Origin of the sequence: Pseudoduganella sp. LjRoot289 (assembly GCF_964252925.1) — a bacterium.
In the GTDB taxonomy this organism is placed as follows: domain Bacteria; phylum Pseudomonadota; class Gammaproteobacteria; order Burkholderiales; family Burkholderiaceae_D; genus Rugamonas.
Map to the genome: position 1 here is coordinate 1,029,031 of NZ_CAXUPN020000001.1, position 26,661 is coordinate 1,055,691.

20 protein-coding genes are annotated in these 26,661 nt (G+C 63.9%); 13 read left to right on the forward strand and 7 right to left on the reverse strand.

Translation table 11 applies throughout. The features are described from left to right. The first annotated feature begins 107 nt into the window (after positions 1-107). Positions 108-1,013 (forward strand): alpha/beta hydrolase, encoded by a 906-nt coding sequence (locus tag ACSQ8Y_RS04630; RefSeq protein ID WP_436265280.1) that lies wholly within the window; start codon positions 108-110, stop codon positions 1,011-1,013. 71 nt (positions 1,014-1,084) lie between these two features. Here ACSQ8Y_RS04630 and ACSQ8Y_RS04635 read toward each other — a convergent pair whose 3' ends face one another. Beyond that, positions 1,085-1,714: a TIGR02466 family protein gene (locus ACSQ8Y_RS04635; RefSeq protein ID WP_436265281.1), complete on the reverse strand. Its 630-nt coding sequence runs from the start codon at positions 1,712-1,714 to the stop codon at positions 1,085-1,087. 374 nt (positions 1,715-2,088) lie between these two features. Between ACSQ8Y_RS04635 and ACSQ8Y_RS04640 the strand changes: the two genes are divergently transcribed. The 6 genes from ACSQ8Y_RS04640 (at position 2,089) to ACSQ8Y_RS04665 (ending at position 12,064) form a co-directional block, all read left to right on the forward strand. After that, positions 2,089-2,484: a DUF1496 domain-containing protein gene (locus ACSQ8Y_RS04640; RefSeq protein WP_436265282.1), complete on the forward strand. Its 396-nt coding sequence runs from the start codon at positions 2,089-2,091 to the stop codon at positions 2,482-2,484. Positions 2,485-2,857: 373 nt separating this feature from the next. Then, the gene (locus ACSQ8Y_RS04645; protein WP_436265283.1) at positions 2,858-4,777 is read left to right on the forward strand and encodes a glycoside hydrolase family 97 protein; all 1,920 of its coding nucleotides are present in this window, start codon (positions 2,858-2,860) and stop codon (positions 4,775-4,777) included. A gap of 114 nt (positions 4,778-4,891) precedes the next feature. Next, positions 4,892-6,589 carry a DUF5597 domain-containing protein gene (locus ACSQ8Y_RS04650; RefSeq protein ID WP_436265284.1) on the forward strand — a complete coding sequence of 566 codons (1,698 nt, stop codon included), beginning with the start codon at positions 4,892-4,894 and terminating at the stop codon, positions 6,587-6,589. 248 nt (positions 6,590-6,837) lie between these two features. Beyond that, the gene (locus ACSQ8Y_RS04655; RefSeq protein WP_436265285.1) at positions 6,838-8,994 is read left to right on the forward strand and encodes an exo-alpha-sialidase; all 2,157 of its coding nucleotides are present in this window, start codon (positions 6,838-6,840) and stop codon (positions 8,992-8,994) included. 111 nt (positions 8,995-9,105) lie between these two features. Beyond that, positions 9,106-10,593 (forward strand): alpha-L-fucosidase, encoded by a 1,488-nt coding sequence (locus tag ACSQ8Y_RS04660; protein WP_436265286.1) that lies wholly within the window; start codon positions 9,106-9,108, stop codon positions 10,591-10,593. 211 nt (positions 10,594-10,804) lie between these two features. Next, positions 10,805-12,064, forward strand: a complete 1,260-nt coding sequence (locus ACSQ8Y_RS04665) for a GGDEF domain-containing protein (RefSeq protein WP_436265287.1) — start codon at positions 10,805-10,807, stop codon at positions 12,062-12,064. 65 nt (positions 12,065-12,129) lie between these two features. Here the strand turns inward: ACSQ8Y_RS04665 and ACSQ8Y_RS04670 are convergent, their stop codons facing one another. Together ACSQ8Y_RS04670 and ACSQ8Y_RS04675 are read right to left on the reverse strand one after the other, a co-directional pair. Beyond that, the gene (locus ACSQ8Y_RS04670) at positions 12,130-13,491 is read right to left on the reverse strand and encodes a wax ester/triacylglycerol synthase family O-acyltransferase (protein ID WP_436265288.1); all 1,362 of its coding nucleotides are present in this window, start codon (positions 13,489-13,491) and stop codon (positions 12,130-12,132) included. 60 nt (positions 13,492-13,551) lie between these two features. After that, on the reverse strand, positions 13,552-15,117 hold the full coding sequence (locus ACSQ8Y_RS04675; protein ID WP_436265289.1) for an SDR family oxidoreductase: 1,566 nt from the start codon (positions 15,115-15,117) through the stop codon (positions 13,552-13,554). A 269-nt stretch (positions 15,118-15,386) separates the two neighbouring features. Between ACSQ8Y_RS04675 and ACSQ8Y_RS04680 the strand changes: the two genes are divergently transcribed. Further along, the gene (locus tag ACSQ8Y_RS04680; RefSeq protein WP_436265290.1) at positions 15,387-15,827 is read left to right on the forward strand and encodes an FKBP-type peptidyl-prolyl cis-trans isomerase; all 441 of its coding nucleotides are present in this window, start codon (positions 15,387-15,389) and stop codon (positions 15,825-15,827) included. Between the two features lie 66 nt (positions 15,828-15,893). Here the strand turns inward: ACSQ8Y_RS04680 and ACSQ8Y_RS04685 are convergent, their stop codons facing one another. Together ACSQ8Y_RS04685 and ACSQ8Y_RS04690 are read right to left on the reverse strand one after the other, a co-directional pair. After that, a complete protein-coding gene (locus ACSQ8Y_RS04685) occupies positions 15,894-17,222 on the reverse strand; it encodes a GDSL-type esterase/lipase family protein (RefSeq protein WP_436265291.1) in 1,329 nt (442 codons plus the stop codon). Positions 17,223-17,401: 179 nt separating this feature from the next. Beyond that, positions 17,402-18,895, reverse strand: a complete 1,494-nt coding sequence (locus tag ACSQ8Y_RS04690) for a PLP-dependent aminotransferase family protein (protein WP_436265292.1) — start codon at positions 18,893-18,895, stop codon at positions 17,402-17,404. Positions 18,896-18,989: 94 nt separating this feature from the next. Between ACSQ8Y_RS04690 and ACSQ8Y_RS04695 the strand changes: the two genes are divergently transcribed. Continuing rightward, a complete protein-coding gene (locus ACSQ8Y_RS04695) occupies positions 18,990-19,640 on the forward strand; it encodes an FMN-binding negative transcriptional regulator (protein WP_436269751.1) in 651 nt (216 codons plus the stop codon). A gap of 46 nt (positions 19,641-19,686) precedes the next feature. On the opposite strand, the gene ACSQ8Y_RS04700 is transcribed toward ACSQ8Y_RS04695, so the two are convergent. After that, positions 19,687-21,039, reverse strand: a complete 1,353-nt coding sequence (locus ACSQ8Y_RS04700) for an MFS transporter (protein ID WP_436265293.1) — start codon at positions 21,037-21,039, stop codon at positions 19,687-19,689. A gap of 16 nt (positions 21,040-21,055) precedes the next feature. Next, positions 21,056-21,280 (reverse strand): hypothetical protein, encoded by a 225-nt coding sequence (locus tag ACSQ8Y_RS04705; protein WP_436265294.1) that lies wholly within the window; start codon positions 21,278-21,280, stop codon positions 21,056-21,058. A gap of 73 nt (positions 21,281-21,353) precedes the next feature. On the opposite strand from ACSQ8Y_RS04705, the gene ACSQ8Y_RS04710 reads away from it, so the two are divergent. The 4 genes from ACSQ8Y_RS04710 (at position 21,354) to ACSQ8Y_RS04725 (ending at position 26,659) form a co-directional block, all read left to right on the forward strand. Further along, positions 21,354-22,085: a TetR/AcrR family transcriptional regulator gene (locus ACSQ8Y_RS04710; protein ID WP_436265295.1), complete on the forward strand. Its 732-nt coding sequence runs from the start codon at positions 21,354-21,356 to the stop codon at positions 22,083-22,085. A 253-nt stretch (positions 22,086-22,338) separates the two neighbouring features. Then, positions 22,339-23,538 (forward strand): aromatic ring-hydroxylating oxygenase subunit alpha, encoded by a 1,200-nt coding sequence (locus tag ACSQ8Y_RS04715; RefSeq protein ID WP_436265296.1) that lies wholly within the window; start codon positions 22,339-22,341, stop codon positions 23,536-23,538. A 94-nt stretch (positions 23,539-23,632) separates the two neighbouring features. Beyond that, a complete protein-coding gene (locus ACSQ8Y_RS04720) occupies positions 23,633-23,941 on the forward strand; it encodes an NIPSNAP family protein (protein WP_436265297.1) in 309 nt (102 codons plus the stop codon). A gap of 27 nt (positions 23,942-23,968) precedes the next feature. Continuing rightward, positions 23,969-26,659 (forward strand): LuxR C-terminal-related transcriptional regulator, encoded by a 2,691-nt coding sequence (locus ACSQ8Y_RS04725; RefSeq protein ID WP_436265298.1) that lies wholly within the window; start codon positions 23,969-23,971, stop codon positions 26,657-26,659. Positions 26,660-26,661: the final 2 nt, after the last annotated feature.

Here is a 26,661-nt window from a genome sequence, read left to right on the forward strand (position 1 = left end):
TCAAAAATAGTGGGACTGGCGTTTCCGGTATTTACTCATGAGGGTATCGAATGACTATAAAAAAGCGCGGGGAAATAAACCGTCGGCATAGCCGTCAATTGAAGGGCATGCTGTCTGCTGCAATGCTGGTCTGCACCTGCGGCTACGCCGTGCCGGCGATGGCGCAGCATGACAGCATGACGCCCATGGCGGTTCCATCGCAAGCCGGCGCGATCGAGCTCGGCACCGGCGCGTTGCCGGGCGCGACTGCCCCGGAGGCCTGGCACCGCCAGTACGGCAGCGTGTTTGCGCGCAACGTCACCGTCGCCACGCTGACCCCCTTCCTGCCGGCCCAAGGCAAGGGCACCGGCGCGGCCGTGATCGTGGCGCCGGGCGGCGGTTTTCGCACCCTGTCGATGAGCAACGAGGGCTGGGACGTGGCCAAGGCGCTCGCGGCCAAGGGCGTGGCGGCCTTCGTGCTGAAATACCGCCTGCATCCCACTCCGCTTGCCATGCGCGAGTTCGAGGCGGACATGGCGCGGCTGTTTTCCGGCCCGCCCCGCCAGCCTGGCGGGCAGGACCCGGTAGTGACGCTCGCGCCCCAGATTGCCGACGCCCGCGCTGCGTTTGCCCTGGTGCGCGCGCGCGCCAGGGAGTGGAAAGTCGATAGCGACCGCATCGGCATGGTCGGCTTCTCCGCCGGCGCCATGCTGACGCTGTCGACCGCGCTGTACGGCGAGGACGCCAAGCCTGCCTTCATCGCCAACATCTACGGTCCGCTGACCGCAGTCGCCGCGCCGGCCGATGCGCCGCCGCTATTCGTCGCCATCGCGGCAGACGATCCCTTCTTTGCTAACGCGGGCTACGGCCTGGTCGACAGCTGGAAGAGCGCCAGACGCCCGGTCGAATTTCACCTGTACGAGCAGGGCGGCCACGGCTTCGGCATGTATCCGAAGACGACGACCAGCACAGGTTGGTTCGACGGCTTCAGCCGCTGGCTGGCGATGCACGGTTACCTGAAGACGAAGAGCTGAACGCTGGCGCGGGCAGGGCGCCCCGATCGATGGGGGCGCTTGCCTGCGCTGCGGGCGCCATCGGCCGGACGCTAGCGCGCGCTGGCGTGGTTGATGTTGAACGAGATCGCGATGCGCTCTTCGTCGGTCAGGTTGGGGCCGACGTGGTGTTCGCACCAGCTTGGAAACATGATCAGCTTGCCCACTTCAGGCAGCACGGATGCCACCTCGGCTTGCACGTTGCGGTAAAAGCTGCGCGTAAAGGTGCGCGCCAGGATGGGATCGCGGAAGCTGAGCGAACCGGCACGTTCGATCGCGGCCGGCACCTGCGGGTAATACACGCCGCTGATCCAGCCGCCTGGGTGGTTGTGCGTGCTGTTGGCGTGGCCTTTGCCGTTGATGACACCCCACATTGCGCCGAACTGCGCTTCGAGTACTTCAGGTTCCGCAAACCAGTTGCCATTGACCAGGCGTTCGTTGAGTATCGCTAGCACGAGCTGCTTGAGCGGCTCGAACCCTTTGCGCTGCAACAGGTCGTAGCTGCGGAAGCCGCCGTTGTTGGACAGGCCGGTCTTGTCGGCGATACCGGCCGCGGTTTCCTCGTCGCGAATGGCGTAGATCTGGCGCGCCAGCTCCTGGTTGTCCATCCCCTGGGTCTGCACAACGAATACCGGCGTCGGAAACAACTCCATGACTTGCATTGACGTTTTAACGTTGCTCATAGCCCTGCCTGGATTGCGCCCTCGTCAGTGAATCTGATAATTGGAATCGGCTCGGCGGAACTCGCTCTCCCTGGCCGCCACTGGTCCCCGCCACATCGCAGCTGCCGCCGGTCGTGCGGGTAACGGCGGTATGCGAGCCGGCCTGATTGTATTTCATATACCGGATACACACAACAGCGCTTGTAGTTGAGTGTCACGCACTCCTGATTGTTCAATTTCGTTCCTTACTTTGTTGAATATCGCAATTGAGGCCGGAGGCGGATCTTCGCACTATACGTCGACGTGTCACCTTACTGGTGTTCACGGACTGACGTATTACAAGATGGCCCCGGTTTTCCGAGGCCACTTGCTCTCAGGCATAAGAAAGGCAACCTATGAAATCCAAGACCATGGCGGCAGTGGCGCTGGCGCTCGGCATCGCCGCGCCGGGCCCCAATGCAGGGGCGGCAGAACAGGCGGACAAGTCCGTTGCCAGTGCAGGCACTCCATCCTATTGCTTTTACCAGGACCAGAAGTATTCGGAAGGAGCCGTTCTGAACGGCAGGGTGTGCTCGCGCGGCAAGGCGACTGTCATCGTGAACGGCAGCCGTAACGACACGAGGCAGGCCGAATTCTCCTGGATGCAGGAAGAGCGGGCCGAGCTTGCCGGTCTGCAGCAAGAACTGGAGCGTACCCGCATGCGAACTCAGCTGATTCACGCGCGCAGCATCCAGATCGAGGCCGAAGCCAAGCTGAACGAATTGTCGCTGAAGATGGGGGGCAAGAACTGAGCGGATATTGCGGTCAGCCTACCGGGATCCCGGCCGGACGCGGAGGCGTTTGCCCTGTGCTCCAAACGGTTCATTGCGCGGACCGGTGCCTGGCACATCAATTATTAAAATCTCCAATACGCGATATGAAATATGCCAGCCGGCGGGGCTCCGGCAAGCGGAATTGAGACCGGCGCGCCTATGAGAGCAGGGCCTGTAAGTGCGCACGGACGGACGGCCGGTGAAGTGGAAAACGCTAGATTGTCCGTGATATACACAATACAATTCAAGCTCATCCGCCTGCCATCCGCAGGCGCTGATTCCCAATGAAGAGAGCGATATGAAGAGACGAGGAATTCTGCAACACCTGGGCTGCGACGCCACAATGAAGCCAATGTCGATTTTGCTTGCGGCGGCGGGTGCGTCATTTCTGTTGCCGATGGCATGGGCTGCGGCCGCGCCGGCAACCGTCTCATCTCCGGATGGACGTATCACCATCCGGATTGAGGATGACGGTAGCCGATTCTCGATTTCGCGCGGCGGCGACGCCGTCCTCGCGTCCTCGCCGCTGGGTCTGGAACTTGACGGCGCCCCCGAATTTGGCGCGCTGGCGCTCGAAAAACGCGACGATATCCATGTCGACCGCACCATCGCGCTGGTCGCCACCAAGGCGGCCCAGGCGCGCGATCATTATCGCGGCGCCACCCTGGTGTTCCGGGAACGCGCGCCGGCCGGACGCCGGCTGTCGGTCGATGTGCGTGCCTATGACGATGGGGTGGCGTTCCGTTACCGCATCGACGGTGCCGAACCGGTGCGCCTGCGTGGCGAACGCACTGCCTTCGTCCCGGCGGGCGATGCCGAATGCCTGGTGTCGGTCGCTGACGCGGCGCACGAAGAGCGGTTCGCACGCATGAAGGTGTCGCAACTGCGCACCGACCTTGCTTACGACGTGCCGGTGGTGTGCGCCACGCCTCCCGGGCGCACCTCGTACGCCATCACCCAGGCCCATCTCGCGGGCTATACCGGGGCGTCGCTGCGGCGTGAAGGCGACGCGTTGCGCGTACACCTGTCGGCGCCGCCGAAGCGGCCCGGGCCGGCATTCGTGTCCCAGGGCGGCCTGACGACCGCGTGGCGGGTCGTCATGATGGGCGACCGAGCGGGCGACCTGATCGCCTCGCATTTGATCGGCAACCTGAATCCGGCGCCGCAGGGCGACTTCAGCTGGGTCAAGCCCGGCAAGGCGGCCTGGGACTGGTGGTCGGGGCCCCTGGCCGGCATGAAGGCGGACATGGGCAATTACAAACGCTTCATCGATTTTGCGGCCGCCGCCGGATTGCCGTATTACCTGATCGACGCGGGCTGGGCGTCCGGTCCCGCCGGCTGCTGCGATGCGCTGCCGGGTACCGACATCACCCGCGCTGCGGACGGCATCGACATGCCGGCGCTGGTGCGCTACGCGGCCGCAAAGGGCGTTGGGCTGCTGCTGTGGGCGCACTGGGAGCATGTCGCGCCGCGCATGGACGAGGTGCTCGACACCTACGCGCGTTGGGGCATCAAGGGCGTCAAGGTCGATTTCATGAACCGCGACGACCAGGAAGTGGTTGCCTTCTACGAACGCATCGCGGCCGCCACGGCCAAGCGCAAGCTGCTGCTCGACCTGCACGGCGCCTACGTTCCGGCCGGGCTGCAGCGTACCTATCCGAATTTCATCACCCAGGAAGGCGTCCTGGGCGCGGAATGGAACAAGATGACCGATCGGGTCACGCCGAAACACAACCTGACGTTGCCGTACACGCGCATGCTCGCCGGTCCGATGGACTACACGCCGGGTGGCTTTCGCAACGGCACGCCGGCCAGCTTCGGTGTGCGCGCGGAGATGCCTCTGACGCAGACCACGCGCGGCCAGGCGCTGGCCATGTACGTGGTCTACGACAGCCCGCTGCAGATGGTGTCCGACGATCCTGAGGCCTACCGCGATGCTGCCGGATTCGATTTCATCAAGCGCGTGCCGACCGCGTGGGACGAGACGCGCTTCCTGTCGGGCGAGCCGGGACGCGACATCGTGCTGGCGCGGCGCCAGGGCAGCCGCTGGTACCTCGGCGCGATGACGGCCGCCGAGGCGCCGGGCGGCCGTGTGGAACGCGTATCGCTGGGCTTCCTGCCTGCCGGGAAATATCGCGCCACAGTGTGGGAAGATGGCGCCACGCCCAACGACGTCGTGCGCGTGGAACGCGAGGTGACTGCCGGCGACGTGCTGTCCTTGCGACTGGCGGCGGCGGGCGGCGCGGCGGTGATCCTGGAGGCGGTGCAGTGAAGGCCGGCATTGGGCGCGGCCAACCGTCAAGCAAAGCAGCGTGAAATCGTTCCATAAGAGCGTCCTGGCCCGCTGTCCTATGCTGGTACTTCTCCCTTACCCACCCTTGAATTTATGAAGAAAAACTCCAGCCGCCTTGTCACCGCCATGTGCATGCTCGCCTTGTCGTCGGCGCATGTTGGCGCCAGGGCCGCGGCAGCCGCGGCGCAAAGCGCGCAACCGGTCGCGCCGCCCCAACTCGTCCAGAACGACGGCCGCTACGCACTGATGGTTGACGGCCAGCCTTTCACCATGCTCGGCGTGCAGGCGCACAACTCGAGCAACTATCCCGGTGCGCTTGAAAAAGTCTGGTCCGCCGTCAAGGACGTGCATGCCAATACGCTCGAAATCCCCGTCGCCTGGGAGCAGGTCGAGCCGGTCGAAGGCAAGTTCGATTTCAGCTATGTCGACACGCTGGTGGCCCAGGCGCGCCAGAACAAGGTGCGCCTGGTGCTGCTGTGGTTTGGCAGCTGGAAGAACACGCGCCCGCAATATGCGCCGGAATGGGTGAGAACCGACCAGCAGCGCTTTCCGCACATGCTCGGCAAGGACGGCAAGGTGACGTATTGCCTGTCGCCGTACGGCGAGGAGACCCTGAGGGCGGACACCAGGGCCTTCGTCGCCTTCATGACGCATCTGAAGAAGATCGACGAGGCGCACCGCACGGTGATCATGGTGCAGGTCCAGAACGAGGTCGGCACGTTCAACAGCGCGCGCGACTACAGTCCTAAGGCCGAGGCGGCGTTCCGCCAGCCGGTGCCGCAAGCGGTACTGGCGAAAAAGAAGGTGCCGCCGTCTGTTGAAGGCGGCGCGGCCAGCGGAACCTGGTCCGAAGTCTACGGTCCGTATGCCGACGAGTACTTCCTTGCCTACTCGATGGCGCGCTACATTGGATCGATGGCCAAGGCGGGGCGCGCGGTCTACAACCTGCCCATGTACGTCAACGCCGCCGTGCGCGATTCCGTCGCGCCGGCCACGCCATGGAAGGACAACTTCAATGCCGGCGGCCCGACCTGGGACGTGATCGATATCTACCAGGCGGCCGCCCCCGACATCGATATTTCCGCGGCCGACCTGTATGGCAAGGAGTCGCTGCAGGTGACGGGCAACCTGGCGAAATACCAGCGCCGGGACAACGCCTTGTTCGTTCCGGAGATGGCCAACGCGCCTTACTTCGCGCGCTATATTTACGAGATACTGGGACGCGGCGCGATCGGCATTGCCCCGTTCGGCGTCGACTATGCCGACTACACCAACTATCCCCTGGGAGCGAAGACCAGCGACAAGACCATGGCTGAGCCCTTCGGCAAGATCTACGCGGCATTCCGCCCCATGGAGCGGATGTGGGCGAAATGGTCACTGGAAGGCCGTACCCATGGCATGGCGGAAAGCGATGAACGCACGCCGCAAACCATCACGATGGGGAACTGGAAGGTTGGTGCGACCTTCCGCGAATGGTTCATGGGGAATGTCGCACATTCGGCGAACAAGCAGGACTTCCCGCCGGGTACTGAGTTCCCGACCGGCGGCGTCGCATTTGCCCACACCGGCGATAACGAATTCATTGTGATCGGGCAGCAAGTGCGGCTGCATTTCGCTGGCGCCGGCAGCAATGCCGACAAGCCGGCCCAGTACTTGCGCGTCGAGGAAGGGCGTTTCGACGCGTCGGGAAAATGGGTGATGGAGCGTAACTGGAACGGCGACCAGGTCGATTCGGGCCTGAACCTGCCGGCCCGTCCCACAGTGCTGAAAGTGCGCATGGGGTCGTACTAAGGCAGGACCGCGCCGGTCGCCATGCACTGGCCATCATTATGCAAATCACCAGCGGGCCGAATGATTTCGCACAGGCCCTGCCATTCTGCCGCACCCCTCGATTTGTTTGGTATATGTTCTACACATTTTCGCGCACGTCGCTGGTGAAGGGGGCCGGCGGCGGTGCGGGAAGCAGCGCCTGTTTGCCACGGTTCGGGAAACAGGCTCTACCGTTGTTCACATATGCAGCAATTCAGGAGACAAATCACATGGTGTGGATAAAAGCAGCGCTGGGCAGAGCGGTTCCCTTGGCGGCCGCCGTTTTCGGCGTGATGGCCATGGCGGTACTGCAGCCCGCCGCCGCCTACACCTGGGACAGCGTCGCCATGGGCGGCGGCGGATTCGTGTCGGCCGTCATCCCCACCAGGACCCGGGGCGTTGTGTATGCGCGCACCGACGTCGGCGGCGCCTACCGGTGGGACAACACGAATGCGCACTGGGTGCCCTTGCTGGACTGGGTGTCCGATGAGCTGAACAGTTATCAAGGCGTCGAAGCGCTGGCGGTCGATCCCAGGAACGCGGCCAACGTGTATATGCACGTCGGCCTCAACTATTCGTCCGGCAGCAAAAGCGCCATCCTGCGCTCGAACGACTACGGCGCGACCTTTTCCATCACCGACGTGTCCAGCCAGTTCAAGGCGCACGGCAACGGCATGGGCCGCCAGAACGGCGAGCGCCTCGTGGTCGACCCGGGTTCCAGCAATGTGCTGTACGTGGGCACGCGCGCGAACGGGCTGTTCAAGAGCACCGATGCCGGCGCAGCCTGGTCGCCGGTGACGTCGCTGAACGTGGCGGCCACGCCGAACCGGAACGGTATCAGCGTCGTCATGGCCGACCCGTCCAGCGTGTCGGACGGCGCGGCGCAGCGCCTGTTCGTCGGCGTATCGCGCTACGGTTCCGCAGGGGCGAATTTCTACCGCAGCGACAATGCCGGCGCCTCGTTTTCCGCCGTCGCCGGCAGCCCGTCGGGCCTGATGCCGCAGCGCGCCGCATTCGACGGCGCCGGCAACCTGTACATCACCTATGCCAATGGCGCCGGTCCGCACGGGAACCAGTCGGGAACCGAACCGATGAACCGCGGCCAGATCTGGAAGTACACCATCGCCAACGGCGACTGGAGCAACGTGACGCCGTCCGGCGTGAGCAGCGCGTTCAGCGGCATCAGTGTCGATCCGTCCAATGCCCTGCGCCTGATCGCCTCGACGTGCAATGTCTACTCGCCGCAAGGCAACGCGAATGGCGACCGCATCTACGTTTCCACCAACGGCGGCGCCAGCTGGACCGACGTGATCGCGCGCGGCTTTGTCAAGGATGGCGCCGGCGCCGACTGGATCGGCAGCCACGGCATCCATTGGGCCGGCACGGTGGCATTCGACCCGTTCAATCCCAAAGCCGTGTGGGTTACCTCGGGCAACGGCATATTCAAAACCAGCGACATCGACGCCACGCCGACCACCTGGAGCTTCAACACCAAGGGCCTGGAAGAGACGGTGCCGCTGAATATATACAGCGTTCCCGGCGGCCCGCTGCTGTCGGCGCTGGGCGACATCGACGGCTTCCAGCACTACAACAATGACGCCTACGGCAACCCGATGTATTCGCCGGCTATGGGCACGACCACCGGCCTGGCCGTGGCGGACGGCAGCACGAACACGGTGGTGCGTGTGGGGATCGCGATGTACGCGTCCGTCAACGGCGGCACCAGCTGGACCCGGGCCGCGATGAACGGGACCAAGGGCCAGGTCGCCCTGTCGGCCAGCGGCGCCGCGCTGCTGCATAGTCCGGAAAGCTCCGCGGCCACCTACCGTTCGACCAACCTTGGCGCAAGCTGGTCGGCCGTCAAGGGACTGGGCGTGCGCAACGCGCGCCCGCTCGCCGATCCGGTCAATGCCAGCAAGTTCTACGTGCACGATCCGAGCGATGGCAGCTTCATGATCAGCACGGACGGCGGCGCGACGTTCTGGAAGTTCAGCACGCTGGCCAAGGGCGGGGGAGCGCTGATCCGCGCGGCGCCCGGCCGCGAAGGCGATATCTGGGTGCCGATGAACGGCGGCGGCCTGGCGCGTACCACCAGCTCCGGCTGGCAATTCAGCACGATTGCCAATGTCAGCTCTTGCGGCGCGGTCGGCTTCGGCAAAGCGGCGCCGGGCGCAAGCTATCCGACCGTCTTCATCTGGGGCACGGTCGGCGGCGTGCGCGGCCTGTTCCGCTCGACCGACACCGGACAGACGTGGACGCGCGTGAACGACGACGCGCACCAGTACGGCGGGCCGGGCAATGGCGGCTTCGTCGTTGGCGACATGAATACCTTCGGCGTGGTGTATATGAGCACGCCGGGCAGGGGCATCGTGTTCGGCAAGCCCTAAGGCTATCCGGCGGCCAAAAAACATGCTCGTCATTGGGAGAACAGTTTACAATCAAGCTTGCATGTTTTGCATATATAAAAAACTAATTAAAAAACCAATTCAGGAGAACTCATGAAAAAACGATTGCTCGCCACGTGCGCCGCGCTGTGCACCGTGATCGCCAGTGCGGCGCCGGCCCAGTTCAAACCGGATGCCGAATCCCTCAACACCTACACGGCCCCGGACTGGTTCCGCGACGCCAAGTTCGGCATCTGGTCGCACTGGGGGCCGCAGTCGGTGCCGCGCGCGGGCGACTGGTACGCCCGCAATATGTATGTCTACGGCACGCCGCAATACGAGCACCACCTGAAAAACTACGGCCACCCCAGCAAGGCTGGCTACAAGGACATCATTCCGCTCTGGAAGGCCGAGAAATTCGATCCGGAAGCGCTGATGGCTTTGTACAAGCAGGCCGGCGCCAGGTATTTCGTCTCCATGGGCGTCCACCACGACAATTTCGACCTGTGGAATTCGAAACACCATCGCTGGAACGCCGTGAAGATGGGCCCCAAGCGCGATATCGTCGGCGCCTGGCGCGACGCCGCAGTGCGTGCCGGCCTGCGCTTCGGTGTCTCGGAGCATTTGGGCGCCAGCTATGCGTGGTGGGCGACCAGCCACGGCTACGACCAGATATGGCCTCAAATGGGCGTGGCCTACGACGGCGCCGATCCCGCCTTTGCCGACCTGTACCATCCGGCCCACCAGGAACCCTACCGCAATAGCGATTCCTGGTATGCGAAGAACCCGGCCTGGCATCAGCAGTGGTTCAACCGGGTGACCGATCTGCTCACCCAGTACCAGCCGGACTTGCTGTACACCGATGGCGGCATTCCCTTCGGTGAGGTGGGCCGCACCATGGTGGCGGAATTCTATAACCGCAGTATGGCAGCCCACCAGGGCAAGCTCGAAGCCGTGTACAACCACAAGGAAATCGGTTCCGGCGAATTCCTGCGCAAAGCCGGCGTCCAGGATGTCGAGCGCGGCGTCATGGACGGCATCAACCCGCAGCCGTGGCAGACCGACACTTCGATCGGCGACTGGTTCTACAGCGAAGGGTACAAATACAAGAAGACCGCCGACGTGGTCTACATGCTGGCCGACATCGTCAGCAAGAACGGCAATCTGCTGTTGAATGTCGTCCAGTATCCGGATGGCAGCCTGCCGCCGGAATGCCAGCAATTCGTCGCCGAGATGGCTGCCTGGATGAAGGTCAATGGCGACGCGATCTACGGCACCCGGCCATGGAAAATCTTTGGCGAAGGGCCGACCAAGGCGGAGTCGGGACACTTCAAGGAAGACACGGCCTACACGCCTGCCGATATCCGTTTCACGGTCAAGGGCGGGGATCTGTACGCCATCACCATGGGTGTGCCGGCCGGCGAGGTGCACATCGCTTCTCTGGGCAAGAAATCTGTCCTGGAGAGCCGTCCCGTCAAATCCGTCAGTCTGTTGGGCAGCAAGGCAGTGTTGAAGTGGACGCAGCAGGACGATGGCCTGGTGATTGCCTTGCCGGCCAGTTTGCCGACGCCGATCGCGTCCAGCTTCCGGATCGGGTTCTAAACCATGGAACGCACGGGCGCCTGCCAGCATCCTGGCGCTCGTGATCCACTGCGCCCAAGGCGTATACTTCGGTCCGAAAAAAAACAAATCACATTGCGCGGGAAACATTAATTCGTTAGTCTGTGGTAACTACACCGGGCAGTCGACACCACCGCAGAACTTCCGAACTATGGGACCTATACCTCGTACGCTCTCCCGCACCGCAGTGGTTGTGCTCGGCCTGATCGTTCTCACCATTTCCCTGCTTGTCTGGCAGCACTTCGGCATGGAACGCGTGATGATATTCTCTTCCGCCAGCGGCCGTGCCGTCGAAACGATAGACGACCGCGACGAGCAGGGGGATAGCGTGGCAAGCGTGACCCGCCGGCCCGATGCGCTCGTCATGGACTGCGAGTTGCGCAAATCCCTCACCTACCCCTACTGCCTGCTGGTGTTTCCGCTGAGCCGGAGCGACGCCGGCGTCGACATGTCCGAATTCGATTTCATTACTGTCGACATGTCATATGAAGGTCCTAGCACGCCGGAGATCGGCTTGACACTCTGGAATTTCGAGTCGGGCCTGTCGAAGGTGGGGGACACCAGGACGCACAAGGTCATAGAAGTCCAGTTCGAGGTGCCGGCCCAGGGCACGGTCCACATTCCGATCAAGGTGCTGAACATTGCGCCGTGGTGGTTAAAGAAGATGAAGGTGCCGATGCAGCGCAGCGATGTCCGGATCGACAATGTCACGGGCATCGTCCTGGGGATAGGCAGCGGCTACGCCACCGGCCACCACCGGCTGGTGCTGCGCTCGCTAAAATTCCACGGCAAACTGATCAGCCAAAATCGCTTGTTGATGATGCTGGTGTGCGGATGGATCCTTGCCGCGCTGAGCTGGCTGGCATATTCCCTGCTGCTCTACCGCGCGAAACTGGGCACCAGCACGGCAAGGCTTGCCCTGCTCAGCCAGCTCAACAGTGCGCTCGAGCTGGAAGCGAGCGAGCTTGCCGACCGGGCATTTACCGATGAGCTCACCGGCGCCCTGAACCGCAAAGGCCTGCGCGACGCCTTGATGAATAAATGGCGCAAGGCCGATACCGCTGATGATGCCATGGCGGTGGTGTTTGTCGATATCGACCACTTCAAGAGCGTCAATGATACCTACGGCCATGACGTCGGCGATCAGGTCCTGCGTGCCTTTGCCGCGGCGGTGCAGAGGGAGATCCGCGCGAGCGACAAGCTGGTGCGCTGGGGCGGCGAGGAATTTCTGATCGTCTGCCTGTCCTGCGGCGCGGCCGAGGCCCAGGGGCTGGCCGACAAATTGCGCAGGGCGATGCATCACCAGATCTGGCCCTGCGGCATGCACCTCACCGCATCGTTCGGCGTGACAGCGTTGGGCGAGGGCGAAGACATCGGCGACACGATCAAGCGTGCCGACGCGGCGCTGTACCAGGCCAAATCGGAAGGCAGGGATTGCGTGAAGCTGGCCTGAGCCGCGGCTGTTGTCGCGCAGGGGCTACGCATCTGCCTGCTTCCTGTTCATGATCGATCGCCGCGCTAGGAGCTCCCCAGTTCCGCCAGTGCGGCAGCCGCGCCGTCGCGCAGCGGCGCCAGTTCGCGGGTAGCCAGTTCCAGTTCGTCGAAGGCGGCGTAGGTCAGTTCCATCAGACGCTCGGGATCCGGGATCTGTTCCTTGTCCACGAACAGCGCCAGCTGGATCTGACCGGCGTAGGAGATGAAGGCCAGGCCCACGCCCAGCTTGCCCGCCTGCGGCACCCAGCAGATCAGGTCCGTCATGCGCGAACCCGCAAGATAGCGGCGCCCGCCCGGGCCTTCGATATTGGTCAGCACCACCGAACCCTTGGAAGTGAACAGGTTCAGTGCGAAGCGCTGCAGGGGGACAGGCAGGAAGCCGGCGATCGACAGGAAGGCCATGGTGGCGCGCGGCTGGTGGGAACGCTTGATGGCGGTCATGCGCGCGCTCGCGTGGCGCAGGCGCCCCACGGCGTCGCCGATATTGGTCGGCAGGTCGACCGCGACCAGGCCGAACTCGTTGCCAAGCTGGAAGGCGTTGGCTTTTTCGCGCAGGTTGAAGGTGACGGCGGCGCGCAGGGCGCGGCCGTCGACATGTTGGCCGCGCTCTTCCAGATAGATGCGCAGCGCGCCGGAGACGGCAGCCACCCAGGCGTCGTTCAGCGTCACGCCCATGCGCTTGCTCATGGCGCGCACCCGTTCCAGCTGCAGCGGCGGCAGCCAGACCAGTTGCTTCTCACCGTGCATGGGATTTTTCAGCGGCGTGCGCGCGTCGGGCCACAGCATGGACAGGCGCGTGACGTGGAGCGCGATCTTGAGGTTGGTGATGCCCCGGCCCACGGCCGAGCACACGGCGTTCTGGACCACCGAGGCGCTGTGCGGATGGCCGGCAGGCGAGGGCGCGCGGCAGTGCAGGCCGTTGTCGTCGGTGAGGTGGTTCAGCACGTGCACCAGCCCCAGTCCGTCGGTGATGCAGTGGTGGACGCGGAACACGATGGCGTGGCCGCCGTTGACGCGGTCCAGCACCGTCATATGCCACAGTGGACGGCCGCCTTCCAGCGGCTGGTGGGCGAGGCGGGTCAGGTGGCCCTGCAGCGCTTCCTGGCTGACGTCCTGCGCCATTTTTTCCAGCCTGATATGCGCTTCGATGTTGAACTGTTCGTCTTCCACCCAGTGCGGACGGCCGCGGCGCGCTTGCACCTTCTGCGTGAAGCGCGGATAGTTCGGCAGGCGCAAGGCGATGGTGGCCACCAGGCGTTCCATGTCCAGCGGGCCTTCAAACAGCAGGATGCTGTTGATGACCATGATGTTGTTGTCGCTGTCCATGCGGTGCCACGCATAGTCGCGCCGTGTCATGGGCGCGGCCAATCGCGAGTGTCGGTTCATTGCTGCTGTCTCCTTGTCCGTGCCGCTTATCGTGTTGTCGCGCGGCTGCTGCTGTTGCTGTTATTGGCGCGTTTCCACGGCGGCCGCTGGCGGCTCAGCCACCGGCCGTGGCGCGGCATGCGCAGTGAGCATCGCCGCGCCGTTGACCGGACGGGGACGCAGCGCATACCGGTTCAGGCCCGTCATGTGGATGCGGCACAGGTAGTCGGTCCAGTCTATGACGCGGGTGTCCACCGGGTAGCGCCGCAAGTCATCCACGCCGAAGCGGGCCGCCAGCGCCATCAGGCGCGTGTTGTGGAAGCGGTATTGCGGCGCCGTGTAAAACGAAAAGGTCACCGCCAGCAGGCGCGTGGTACGCACCATCTCCAGCGCGGGCGAGGGGCCGGCGCCCAGCACGCGCCGCGCGCCGCTCCACAGCGCCGCGGCGGCGCCGCTGGCGCGCAGCATCAGCAGAAAGGCCGGGCGGCTCACCACCGTGAAGTCATGCTTGGGCGCGCGGTAGAACAGGCGCTCGTAGTTGCGCCAGTTGCGCTTGGCCTCGGTCTGGAAGCGATCGATCACGCCGCCGACGGAGATCGGATTGCTCGACCCGGTACTGCATTGATAGATGCGCTGCGCGGCAGGGGTGGCCAGGGCCTCGGCGGCGGCCAGCGTGATGGCGTTGGCGACCATGTCGGCCGGGATGATGTCGACCACCGCGCCCGCCTTGGCGGGAAAGAAGCTGGTTTTGCCGCGCGCGTAGGCCATCAGGATGGCGTCGGCCACCTTGACGCCTTCGATCCAGCCGGGCGCCGGTTCCTGCAAGGTGCTTTCGATGATGGACGGGCGCACGATGGTCAGGGCGCCGCCGCGCATATGGTGCATGGCCAGTTGCTCCCCCATCCATTTGGTAAACGTGTAGGTGTCGTTCCATCCGTAATATTTCGCCTCGGCGATGCCCAGCTCGGTCAGGCGGCGCGCCAGCCGCCCAGGCTCGCTGGTTTCGGCCTTGACTTGCCCGATGCGGTGCGCCAGGCGCTGCAACAGGTTCTCCAGATCGAAGTGGCCCTCGGGGTGGCGCGCTATCGTGCCGCGCGCCGGAGCGACGATAGTCTCGTGCATGTCGCCCTTGTGGTAGCCGTTGACGTAGCAGGTCGAAACCTGGATCAGCGGGGCGCGCGCCAGGCGCGCCAGTTCGGCGATATGGCGCACGCTGAGGGCGTTGATGGACAGTGCCACGTCCAGCGCTTCGCGGAAGTTGACGCTGGCGGCCGCGTTGATCACGAGGTCGACGCGCCGCGCCAGCGCGCCGAACGCTTGCGTCTGCAAGCCGAAACCGGGCTCCGTCACGGCGCCGGTGATGCACTCGACGCGCTCGGCGAGGAAGTGTTGCAGGAATAGCGGGCGCTCGGCGCGCAGGCGCTCGAACACGGAGGAGGTGGCCACCTCGCGTTCGAAACGGGTGCGGGCGCCGGCGCCATCGGCGGCGCGGATCAGCAAGATGATGCGGCCGATATCGGGCACGGTGCGTATCAGCTTTTCCAGCACCACCTTGGCCAGGAAGCCGGTGCTGCCGGTGATCAGGATGCGCTTGCCGGCCAGGGCGGCGTGTACGCTTAATTGCTGGTCCTGGGGAACGCAATTCATCAGGTTTCTCGGTAGGATATTGTTTGGAGGAAACGGCGCGGGATTCGTCCCGTATGGTGTCGATCTTAGTGTGAAATCGACAACGTGATGGGGTGTTTGGCATGCCTTGCCGAGCCAAAAGCATGGCTTCGCGAGTCAAGGCGGTTTGGGCCAGGCAGGCCGCGCGTTGCGCGGGGCCTTGAGGAGCTTGCGTTAGGGATGCCTTGCAGCGAATTATTGCAAGCTGGGTTACCATGCCGGCACTTATCTCATCCTTAAGAAAGCACGACATGAAACAACTGCTGTCCTCCTGTGTAATCGGCCTTGCCTTGACCCTGGCCCTGGCCGGCTGCGACCGCGCCAAGGCACCGCAAGCGGCCTCCGCCAACGCTGAGCCTTTGCAAAAGATCGATACCCTGGCCGGCACCGGCAAGGAGGCGCTCGCCGGGGCTACCGCCGTGGTCAACTACACTGGCTGGCTGTACGAGCCGAATGCGCAGGCGCAACATGGCGCGCAGTTCGATTCCTCGATCGGACGCGCGCCTTTCAGTTTCAAGCTCGGCGCCGGACAGGTCATTCCGGGCTGGGACGAAGGCGTGCAGGGAATGAAGGTCGGCGGCAAGCGCACGCTGATCGTGCCTGCCAGCATGGGCTACGGCGCCGGCGGCGCCGGCCCGATCCCGCCGAACGCCAAGCTGGTTTTCGACGTCGAGCTGCTGGACGTGCGCTGAGCCAGCCGTACGGCCGCGCAGGCAGGAAGAACTGCATGCGCGGCATGCGCATTCCCGTCCTGCTGTCTATTGCTGCAGCAGGCGCTCCAGTTTGGGGCGCATCGCGTCGGCCCAGATCTGATAGCCTTTTTCGTTGGGGTGCAGCAGGTCGGGCATGATGTCCTTCGACAGCGTGCCATCGGCCTGCAGGAAGGCATGGTTGATGTTGAGGAAGAAGACGTGCTGATTATCGGCGTAGCGGGAAATCAGCGCGTTGACCTGCTCGTTCGTCTGGCGCTGTTTGCCATTCGGCGACTCCTCGCGCGGGAAGATGGCCAGCAGCAGGATCTTTGTGTTCGGCAGACGCTTTCGCAGTTCATCGATGTTGCGCTTGATGCCGGCCGCGGTCGTGGCTGGGGCTTCCTGGCGCTGGCCAGTGTTATTGGTGCCGAACATCAGCACGGCCAGCTTGGGGTTGATGCCGTCCACTTCACCATGCAACAGGCGCCACAGCACGTTTTCCGTACGGTCGCCCGAGAAACCCAGGTCCAGTGCCTTGTACCGCCTGTAGTCGCGCTCCCAGACTTTCGCGCCGGCATTCTCCCAGCCGTGGGTAATCGAGTCGCCAATAAAGATCAGTTCGGAATTGACGCCCTTGGCCTTCAGCGCCCGCACTTCCTCCAGCTTGGCCTCGTGACGCGGTAGCCACCAGCCAACCGACCAGGCTTCGTTCTGCATCGCCGGGGTGACCGACACCGTCTTGTAGTCGGGACAGGCCGTGTTCGGGCTACCGTTCGGCCGGATCACGATGTTGGCGATGCTGACCTCGCCGCTGCCGGAGCCTACCAGGGCGATCGGCTCATTGATGGCGCTGAAGTCGTCGCTGTCGCGCGCAAAGCACGTCAAGCCCAGCGCGACGTGCTGCCAGCCTTTGCCGATGGCCGCGCGGGCGGGCACCATATAGGACACCTTGCGCTCGCAACTGTTTCCGCAGCCCATACTAAAAGCGATATCGCCTTTGCTCAATTCATTGACCTTGAGGTCGAATTCAACCGTGCCTTGCCGGATGTAGGGCGTGAGGTTGAGTGGGGCGCCGCCGTCGATTTTCAGGCCGGCGTACCAGGTGTCGCGCCAGGTCAGTGTCAGCGCATCGTTCGCAACGTCCTTGGAAGCCACGCTCACGCTGGTGCTGCTGTTGGGGAATTTGCTGTTTGGCAGCTTCGGTACCGTAGTGCTGACCCCGCTGAGCGTTTGCCTGTTCTCCGGCGTGGCGATGGTTACCTGGTACGAAGCCAGGGGGGCGCCGACAAACAGCGGGATCTCGCCCGCGCCGGAATCGCCGCCTCGCAAGGTGCTGCAAGCGGCCAAGCCCGTCAGCATCAACAGGCCGAAGGCAGCGCGTGGGGTAGTCGTCATGTGTCGCTCGTTCTCAGTGTAAAGGTTCCGCAGCAGCTGCCGGAACGTTGAAAAAAGATGCCCGCCGTTCTTTGTGGCGGCCAGGTTGCTCGAATATGTGTTATCGATAACGTAGTGCATTGCCCGGCGCCTGTCAACCATGCTGGGGCCGCGGCATTGTCGGCAACTCGCGTAGCATATTATCGTTTAGCCATTTCCTTAATGATTGCCGCAAGGTTACGAACTGCTGAAATCATCTGATCGTCGCTGTATCCGCCCAGGCCGAGTATCAGTCCCGGCCGGCCATTCCCCTCGGAATACATCGGAGACACGGGGCGGGTCGATACGCCAGCCTCCATGGCGCGCGACGCCAGCAAAACGTCATCCATGGCTAGCGCCAGCCAGAGCACCAGGTGCATGCCCTGATCGCTCGGCTGCAAGCAGCCCAGGTCCTTGGGTATCCATCGCTCCAGCATGCCGATCAACTGGCTGCGCCGGTCCGCGTACACACTGCGTATGCGCCGGATATGCCGGTCCAGGTGGCCTTCGGTGATGAAGGCGGCGAGAACGTGCTGGTCGGCGCTGGGCGAATGCCTGTCCATCAGCAAGCGTGCCCCGCAGAAGGCAGGAACCAGCACGTCGGGAACGATGGCATAGCCCAGGCGCAGTGATGGGAACAGAATTTTGCTGAAGGTGCCAAGGTAGACAACACGGTCCGGCGCCAGTCCTTGCAGCGACGGAAAGGGATGGCCTGCGTAGCGCAGTTCGCTGTCATAGTCGTCCTCCACTATCCAGGATGCATGCTGTCGCGCCCAGGCCAGTAGTGCACTCCGGCGCCCCATGCTCATGGGCATTCCCAAAGGATATTGATGCGAAGGCGTGACGAACGCGGCGCGGGCGTGCGGCGCCATGGCAATGCCGGCCTCGACGTTGATGCCGGCGTCGTCGACGGGCACACGCACCATGCGTTCCGGATGCCCTGTGCTTTCCAGAATTTTCGTAATACCCCAGTAGCCCGGGTCTTCCACCCAAGCCATGTCGGTAGCGCCCAGAAGTACCTGGCAAGCGATATACAAGCCTTGCTGGGTTCCATTCGTGATGATGATTTGCGCCGCACTGCACTGCACCGCGCGTGACCGGCGCACATAATCGGCCACCGCTTCCCGCAAAGCCAGGACGCCCTGGGGATCGTCATAACCGGAAGGCGCGCCTTTGCCTCGGGCGCGAATTCGGTTGCCGAGCCGCCGCCAGGTTTCATCGGGCGCTGCAGGGCCGGTGGGAACGGACACGGCGAAGGGCAACGGAGGCAGTTGCTTGAATTGCGCCGCGACCTTCGCGTAGGCAGCGGCAGGTGCCGGAAGCGGCGCGGGCGTGGGCTCGACCGAGGTTATTTGCGGGGCATGGTCCGGGGCTGGCTGTCTGTCCAGTCCCGCCGCCACCCGGGTGCCTGCCCTGGCTTGCGCATCCAGGCAGCCCTCGGCGGTCAATTGCGCGTATGCCTCCAGCACGGTGCCGCGCGCGATGTCGAGCGCCCCGGCCAGTTGACGGCTTGACGGCAGCAGGTCGCCTGGCTTCAAGTTCCCGGTATGAATGGCCTCACGCAAAGACTGCGCCAACTGGCGGCCCAGATCCCTGCTTGCGCGGTCCAATCCGCGAAGGGGAGGCAATTCCGTAGCTTGTGGACGTCTGGACATGGAGTTCTGGTTCAGTGAAATAGCTGTATTTTGGATCTATATGGTAATCCAGAAAGCCGCAATAATCTCTCATCAACCCAACCAGGAGAAGGATATGTATGTTCCCGCCCATTTCGAGGAGTCCCGCACCGAAGTGCTGCATGACCTCATCAAGCAACACCCTTTTGGCATGCTGGTGACACATGGGGCAAGCGGGCTCGATGTCAATCACATCCCTTTCGAGCTCGACTCTGAGCTCGATTCCCGGCAGGGCGGACTGGGCGTGCTGGCGGCGCATGTCGCGCGCGCCAATCCGGTGTGGCAGGACGTGAACGATGGCGATGAAGTACTGGTGGTCTTTCGCGCCGGCGACGCCTATATTTCACCTAGCTGGTATCCCTCCAAGCACGAGTTCCACAAACAGGTACCCAGCTGGAATTACGTGGTGGCCCATGCTTACGGGCGCATCACCATCCGCGACGACGAGCGCTTCGTGCGCGGGGTGGTTGGCCGGCTGACCCGGACACATGAAGCTTCCCAGCCGGTGCCGTGGAAAATGGGGGATAGTTCCAAGGAGTTCATCGACGCCAAGCTCAAGGCAATTGTTGGCATGGAAATCGAAATCACACGCTTGGTCGGCAAGTCAAAGCTGAGCCAAAACAGGGAAGCTCGCGACATACGCGGCGCTGGCGAAATGCTCAAGGCCCAGGCCGATCATGAGATCGGCGACGCCATGCTGGCTTGTGCCCAAGCCAAGCCGGAATAGACAAAGGCATGCGTCATGGACCAGGGAGCCTGCCAGCCAACGTTGTTCAGGCGGGCATCCCTTTGCCGTTGGCGCCTTGCTGCTTCTCCGCGTTCTCGCCGGAGGGCGCTTCCTCGTGGTGGAACGGTGCGTACCAGGTGGCGATGAAGGAGGGGATGGTCGCAACCATGACGAAGACAAAATAGTTGACGTAGCCCAGGGCTTCCTGCAGGTGGCCGCTGACCACGCCGGTCGCCAGGCCGCACAGGCCCATGACGCCGGTGCCGAAGGCGTAGTGAGTGGTGCTGAACTTGCCCGGCGCCAGCTGCTGCATCAGGTAGATCATGAAGCCCACGGCGCCGAAGCCGAAGAAGAACTTCTCGACCACGACGCCGGCCCCGATCACGTACAGGTTCGACGGCAGGTAAATCGCCATCAGCAGGAAGGTGACGTTGGGGATGTTGATGGCGCAGCAGAGCATGAACAGCGTGGACTTCAAGCCGCGCTTCGCCACGCACCAGCCTCCCAGCAGCGATCCCAGCAGCACCGCCGCCAGCCCCCAGGTGCCGTAGACGATGCCGAGCAACTCATTGGACATGCCCAAGCCGCCCTTGGCGGCCGGATCGACCATGAAGAAGGGCCCGATCTTCTCCAGGAAACCCACGCTGAGGCGGAACATGAAGGCGAAGGCGAGCATTTTCCACACGTCGCGTTTCTGGAACAGGGTGGTGAAGGCTTCCAGCAGGATGCGGCCGCCGTCGGCGACGTTGCGCGGCGTGTTCTCGGCGCGGGCGCCGTCCGGCATCACGCGCGCGTGCCAGGCCGCCATCACCAGGGTGATGCCGCCCACCAGGAAAAAGATGATGCGCCAGGCGTCGCCCCAGTCCGGTCCGAACACCTTGGCGTCGTGGCCGAACACCCCGGTGTGCAGCCAGCCGCTGAGGAACACCATGCCGCCCGAGGCGACGATGGGGCCGATGTTCCAGGACAGGCTCTGGATGCCGCAGTACAGCGATTGCGAACGCGAATCGAGCGAGGTGACATACACGCCGTCGCAGGCGATATCCTGCGTGGCGCCAATGAAGGAGAGGACGAAGAAGGTCCCCATCAGGAAGAACATATACTGCGGCAGGCCCATGGCCAGGCCCACCCCGACGAAGCCCAGGCCGATCAGCACCTGGGCGCACAGTACGAAGAATTTCTTGGTGCGGTACATCTCCACGAAGGGAGCGAACAGGGGCTTGATGGTGTAGGCGAGTATCAGCATGCTGGAATACTGGGCTGCCATGCCGTTGTCCATGCCCAGGTTCTTGAACATGATGGCGGTTACGCTGGTCAGCATCACGTATCCCAATGCCATGGTGAAGTAGCCTGTCGGCACCCACAGCAGCGGGGACTTGGTCGGATTGGTGGCGTTCATCTTGTCTCGTGAGTTTTTAGTGTTGATGGCTGCGGCGGCGCGGTCCCGTTTCCATGGCTGTGTTGCGCGCTTGCCGGTAGCGGCGCGGCGCCATGAAAACCTTTTCATAATTCTTGAAAACGTTTTCATGGTACATTTTGCCGCCTTGATAAGTCAATAAATTTCTCGGCATGCGCGACCCGCCCGGCGCGCGCCGGTGCCGCCGGCCAGACGGCAAGGGTTGCCAATAAAAAGCGATCATGGATGTTTTTTATTGACCGGCCCATGCCCTTCGTCCAAGATGGGGGGAATCCTGAGACATCGGCTATGTGCAAATGACAAATTCCGCAATAGAGAAACCGGCCCGCCCGACGAGATCCGGAGCGAAAGCCAAGGCCGATACCTGGCAGGCCGAGAAAAGCCAGATGACGCGTGACGCCATACTCGAAGCCACGTTGCAGTGCCTGGTCCAGATCGGCTATGCGCAGACTACCGCCGAGAAGATCGCAAGCCAGGCGGGCGTTTCGCGCGGCGCCATGACCCATCACTTCAAGTCCCGCGCCATGGTGTTCAACGCGGCGGCCAAGTACATCGTCGAGAAACGCGCGGAGGAGTACGAGCGCCTGATCGGCGGCATCGTCGTGGCGCCGGGAACCTTGCCGAGTGAAAAGCATATGCGCCAGACGATGGCGGTCTGCCATCAGTATTACGCCTCGCCGACCTTTGTCGCCCTGCACGAATTGCTGCGCGGCGCCAGGACCGACAAGGCGCTCAAGCGCGCCATGACGGCGCTGGAAAAGTCGCTGGACGAAAAGATCTCCGACGCCATGCTCAAGCGTTTCCCTTACCTGGCGGTCGTCGAGGAGACGCGCGAGATGCTGATGGACCTGATCATGTCGTCGATGCAGGGTGTGGCGGTGGACATGGCGCCGCACCTGAAAAAAGGCAAGCGGCTGGAGCGCCTGCTCGACTTGCTGGCCTCCATTGCCATGCGTGAGTTTTCGGAGGCCTATGCGGCTGCCGATGCGGCCGGTGCCGCCGATGCCGCCGGCACCGCGAGCAGCTGAGCTTGCACCGCGCCGGCCCAGCCGGCGCACTCCTTCCTGATTCCTTGCTCGATTCTTGCTCGTTCCTTGCTTAATTCTTGCCCGTTCGCCATAAAACAAAACAGAATGTTTGTCAGGTGAGAATCTGCTTGCCGCGCGTCCCGGCTTGTGGCATATTCGTTTGAAAATTAACACGCGTTGCAAAATTAAACGAACGCGGCGCGCAAGGTTCTCGACAGAAGAACGATCCGCCCAGCCATCAATGGAGACCAGCATGCTGAACGAAAGAGACGTCTTGACCGACGTGGTGCACCGCGCCCTGAAGCACGTGGACGCCGGCACCACCGACAGCGCGGAAGCGCCGTACCGCCATCCCACGTGGACCTATACCGACCCCGACCTGTTCGAACAGGAAAAGCAGAAGATCTTCAAGGAAAGCCCCCAGATGGTGGGTTTCAGCTGCGACCTGCCGGGTCCCGGCTCGTTCACCACCTTCGACGACCTGGGCGTGCCGGTGCTGCTGGTGCGCGACAACGACGGCAAGGTCAACGCCTACCTGAACGCCTGCTCGCACCGCGGCGCCCGCCTCAAAGAAGGCTGCGGCAAGGCCAATTCGATCAGCTGCCCCTACCATGCCTGGGGCTTTGATCTCAAGGGCAAGCTGCGCACGATATTCAAGGAAGAGAGCTTCGGCTGCGTCGACAAATCCTATTACGACCTGGTGCGCCTGCCGGTCGAGGAAAAGTACGGCGTGATCTACGTGGGCCTGGATCCCGACATGAAGTTCAGCATCGACGACCACCTCGGCGACCTCGCGCCTTACTTCGCCATGTGGAAGCTGGGCGACATGAGCTTCGTCAACATGCATGAATTCCGCATGAACACCAACTGGAAACTGGCGCTCGACACCTTCTGCGAAGGCTACCATTTCGGGCCGCTGCACAAGGACAGCGTCGGCGACTACACGCTGGGCAACCTGTCGCTGTACGACCGCTTCGGCCCGGACCAGCGCCACCACCGGATGACCTTCGTCAACCGCACGATCTCCAGCCTGAAGGAGATCCCGGTCGAGCAGTGGACCACCGGCGTCTTCGACCACTTCGCCTTTGTCCACTTCATCTATCCGAATATCTCGCTGCTGGTGTCGCCCAACGCGGTTGAATTCTTCCAGCTGTATCCGGGCGCCACGGTGGGCGAGCACCTGACGCGCTACCGTTGCTACTGGCGCGGCGATCTGAACCGCCCGAGCGAGGGACTCGATCCGCAATCCCACTTCCAGTTCATCCGCGACGTGGTCGACAAGGAAGACTACTGGGTCAGCGCCAATGTCCAGAAAAGCCTGAACGCCAACATCAAGCCCTTCAACACCTTCGGCAAGAACGAACCGTCGCTGATCAATATGCACAAGACCTTTTTGCGCGCGGTCGGCAGGACCCCCGTCGAGGCGCCGCTGGAGAAAGTCGGCGCGGACTGAACGCCGCCGGCACGCGAGCAAGCACGCATGCGCGTAGCGACGACGCATCCGTTTCGGCGCCAGGCGCCAGGCAGAACCACCGGGAGAGCAGGGCATGAGTATCTTTCTGCAGGCAACACTTGAAATCGACGGCGCCGGCTATCAGCGCTTCGTCCAGACCATGGCCGAGTGGGTGCCCATCATCGAAGAGTCGGGATGGAAGCTGAACGCCGCCTATATGCACCGGACCGGCCGCCTCAATACCGTGATCGACATCTGGGAGCTCGAAGACCTGGCCCATATGGACCGTGGCTTTCAGCACTTGATGTCCCATCCCCGCTTCGCCGCGTTCAAGAAGGTGCTCGATGAAACGGTCAAGAGCGAAACGCTGGTCATCCTGCAGAAGTTTTCTTACGCGTCCTGAACGGGAGCCGTGACCGTGGGCCTCCGAATGGCAACAGCGCAGGCCAAGCTCAATCCGCCCTCGGTGAGTTCGTCGCAGGTGGAACGGACGGCGATCCATGCGCGCATCGGCGGCGTGCCGGCGGCCCGGCTGGTGCTGGTCCGGGCGCCGGCCGGATTCGGCAAGACCACGGCGATGATACAGATGCGCCAGCGCATGGAAGGGCAGGGCGCCGCGACCGCGTGGCTCACGCTGGACCAGGCCGACAACGATGCTTCCCGTTTCCTGTCCTGCCTCGACACCGCCGTTTCCCATATCGTGGCGAGCGAGCCGCCCGATGCGGCTGCGGTGCGGCCCATCGCTACACCGCGCGACGTCGTGTTGCGCCTGGCCGACGCGCTGGCCGGTTTCCAGTCGCCGTTCGTGCTGTTCTTCGACGATTTCGAGCATGTGCAGGACCCGGTCGTGCTTGGCCTGGTGCGCGAAATCCTGGTCCAGCTGCCGCGCAACGGGCAGATCGTGATCGGTTCGCGCACGCTGCCGGCGCTCGGCCTCGGCCAGTTGCGCGGGCGCGGCCAGATGCTCGATATCGATGCGTCGCATCTGCGTTTTTCGCTGCCCGAAGCCGGGGAGTTCCTGCAGCAGCGGCGGCAGCTTCTCCTGCAGCCGGAGCAGTTGTCGGCACTGCACCAGAAGACCGAAGGCTGGGTGGCCGCCTTGTGGCTCGCTTCGGTCGCACTGGAGCGCCGCAGCAGCTACGGGGAGTTCATCGGGCATTTTTCGGGCTCCAACCAGGCGGTGACCCAATACCTGGCGGACGACGTGCTGGCCCAGCAGCCGCCGGCGCTGCGCGAGTTCCTGCTGCGCACCAGCATCCTGCGCTATCTCGACGCCCCCCTGTGCGACGCCCTGACCGGCCGCAGCGACAGTGCTGCGCTGCTGCGCCAGCTCGACGGCGCCAACCTGTTCCTGACCCCGATGGACGGCGAACAAGCGACCTATCGCTACCATGGCCTGTTCGCCGACTTCCTGCAAGGCCAGCTGGCGAGCGAACATCCCGGCCTGGCCGGGCGGCTGCACCTCGCCGCGTCGCGCTGCTTCGCTTCGCAGGGACGCCCGGTGCCCGCCATCGACCATGCGATCGCCGCCAGCGACACGGCGGAAGCGGTGCGCCTGCTCGCATGCCACGCCCAGGAACTTCTGGCGCAGGGCCGGATCCGCCTGCTCACGCGCTGGTTCGATGCGCTGCCCGAAGCGGCGCTACATCCGCATCCCGACCTGCAGGCGGTGCGGGCCTGGGCCTTGTGCATGATGCGCGGCCCCGGCGAGGCGCTGGCGCTGCTCGAACGCTGCGAACGCGGCCAGGCGGACAGTCCGGCAACCGGCGTGTCCATCGTCGCGCTGCGGCCGGTGCTGCTGGCGATGATGGACGATTACGAACAGGCCAGCGCCATCGGCGGCGCCGCCCTTGCATCCTTGGCCGCCGTCCCCGCCGGCGACAGCTTCGCCCATACCGTGCTGACCAATGCGATGGCCGACGTCTATTCCGTGCTGGGCCAGTACCAGCAGGCGCGCAAGCTGCTGGGCGCTGCGCGCCAGCGGCAGGGGGCATCCGGCGCTTTCAACGCCATGTATTCGGAGGCGGTGGAAGGCATCATCGACCTGCACGAAGGCCGCATCAGGCAGGCCGGCGCGCGCTTCCGCATGGCCTTGCGCGCATCGCACGAAGGCAGCTACAGCCAGGCGCATGGCAATGCGTGGGCCGGCGTGCTGCATGCGAACGCGCTGTACGAAGCGGACGATTGCGCGCAGGCCGAGCATCTGCTGAACATCTACCTGCCGCTGGCCATCAGCGCCGGCATCCAGGATCACATGATCAGCGCCCACGTGACGCTCTCGCGCATCGCCTTCCAGCGCGGCGACGTCGACCTGGCGTTCCAGACGCTGACCGAACTCGAATACCTGGGCCATCGCCGCAACTTGCCGCGGCTGATCGCCGGCGCCAGGCTGGAGCGGGCGCGCGTCTATGTGCTGCAGGGGCATCTCGATGCGGCTCGGACCGAACTGGAACGGGCCGACGACCGGGAACTCTGGTTGCGGCTCAAGGGCTTGCGCCTGCTGGCCCACGACGTGGAATACCTCGAGCTGGGACGCTTGCGCTGCCAGATCGCAGCCGGGCGGCACGCGGCGGCGCTGCCGCTGCTGGACGGCGAGATCGCGGCGGCGCGGGGCGCCTCGCGGCACAGGCGGGCGCTCGCGCTGTGCCTGCTGCGCGCGGTGGCGCTCTACCGCAACGGCGATCACCGCGCCGCCCATGCGGCGCTGGGGACGCTGCTGCGCGCGACGTGCAACGAAGGGGCGGTCCACATCATCCTCGACGAAGGACCCCAGGCCGGCGCTCTGCTGCGCAGCTATATGGCCGCCCCCTTCCAGGGACGGCCGGACCAGGGCGACCCCTTGTTGGCCGAATATTTGCAGCGGCTGCTGCAGGGTTTCGGTCCGGCCACCGAAGCGGACACGGCGGCGCCGGCGGCCGCGCTGGCGGAAGCGCTGACGCGCCAGGAGCTGCGCGTGCTGACGCTGCTGGCCGAAGGCTATTCCAACATCGCCATCGGCGAGAAGATGTTCGTCTCGGCCAACACGGTGCGCACCCACCTGCGCGGCGTCAACGCCAAGCTGGGCGCCGGCAGCCGCACCCAGGCGGTCGCTGTCGCGCGGCGGCTCGGCCTGATCGGCTGATT

What these genes read in the sequence shown, in the direction of transcription:
- ACSQ8Y_RS04725 (WP_436265298.1), top strand. Translation starts at nt 23,969, where the DNA reads ATGGCAACAGCGCAGGCCAAGCTCAATCCGCCCTCGGTGAGTTCGTCG.
- ACSQ8Y_RS04695 (WP_436269751.1), top strand. Translation starts at nt 18,990, where the DNA reads ATGTATGTTCCCGCCCATTTCGAGGAGTCCCGCACCGAAGTGCTGCAT.
- ACSQ8Y_RS04705 (WP_436265294.1), bottom strand. Translation starts at nt 21,280, where the DNA reads ATGATCGCTTTTTATTGGCAACCCTTGCCGTCTGGCCGGCGGCACCGG.
- ACSQ8Y_RS04655 (WP_436265285.1), top strand. Translation starts at nt 6,838, where the DNA reads ATGGTGTGGATAAAAGCAGCGCTGGGCAGAGCGGTTCCCTTGGCGGCC.
- ACSQ8Y_RS04645 (WP_436265283.1), top strand. Translation starts at nt 2,858, where the DNA reads ATGTCGATTTTGCTTGCGGCGGCGGGTGCGTCATTTCTGTTGCCGATG.
- ACSQ8Y_RS04670 (WP_436265288.1), bottom strand. Translation starts at nt 13,491, where the DNA reads ATGAACCGACACTCGCGATTGGCCGCGCCCATGACACGGCGCGACTAT.
- ACSQ8Y_RS04675 (WP_436265289.1), bottom strand. Translation starts at nt 15,117, where the DNA reads ATGAATTGCGTTCCCCAGGACCAGCAATTAAGCGTACACGCCGCCCTG.
- ACSQ8Y_RS04690 (WP_436265292.1), bottom strand. Translation starts at nt 18,895, where the DNA reads ATGTCCAGACGTCCACAAGCTACGGAATTGCCTCCCCTTCGCGGATTG.
- ACSQ8Y_RS04650 (WP_436265284.1), top strand. Translation starts at nt 4,892, where the DNA reads ATGAAGAAAAACTCCAGCCGCCTTGTCACCGCCATGTGCATGCTCGCC.
- ACSQ8Y_RS04700 (WP_436265293.1), bottom strand. Translation starts at nt 21,039, where the DNA reads ATGAACGCCACCAATCCGACCAAGTCCCCGCTGCTGTGGGTGCCGACA.
- ACSQ8Y_RS04715 (WP_436265296.1), top strand. Translation starts at nt 22,339, where the DNA reads ATGCTGAACGAAAGAGACGTCTTGACCGACGTGGTGCACCGCGCCCTG.
- ACSQ8Y_RS04630 (WP_436265280.1), top strand. Translation starts at nt 108, where the DNA reads ATGCTGTCTGCTGCAATGCTGGTCTGCACCTGCGGCTACGCCGTGCCG.
- ACSQ8Y_RS04680 (WP_436265290.1), top strand. Translation starts at nt 15,387, where the DNA reads ATGAAACAACTGCTGTCCTCCTGTGTAATCGGCCTTGCCTTGACCCTG.
- ACSQ8Y_RS04710 (WP_436265295.1), top strand. Translation starts at nt 21,354, where the DNA reads ATGACAAATTCCGCAATAGAGAAACCGGCCCGCCCGACGAGATCCGGA.
- ACSQ8Y_RS04720 (WP_436265297.1), top strand. Translation starts at nt 23,633, where the DNA reads ATGAGTATCTTTCTGCAGGCAACACTTGAAATCGACGGCGCCGGCTAT.
- ACSQ8Y_RS04685 (WP_436265291.1), bottom strand. Translation starts at nt 17,222, where the DNA reads ATGACGACTACCCCACGCGCTGCCTTCGGCCTGTTGATGCTGACGGGC.
- ACSQ8Y_RS04660 (WP_436265286.1), top strand. Translation starts at nt 9,106, where the DNA reads ATGAAAAAACGATTGCTCGCCACGTGCGCCGCGCTGTGCACCGTGATC.
- ACSQ8Y_RS04640 (WP_436265282.1), top strand. Translation starts at nt 2,089, where the DNA reads ATGAAATCCAAGACCATGGCGGCAGTGGCGCTGGCGCTCGGCATCGCC.
- ACSQ8Y_RS04635 (WP_436265281.1), bottom strand. Translation starts at nt 1,714, where the DNA reads ATGAGCAACGTTAAAACGTCAATGCAAGTCATGGAGTTGTTTCCGACG.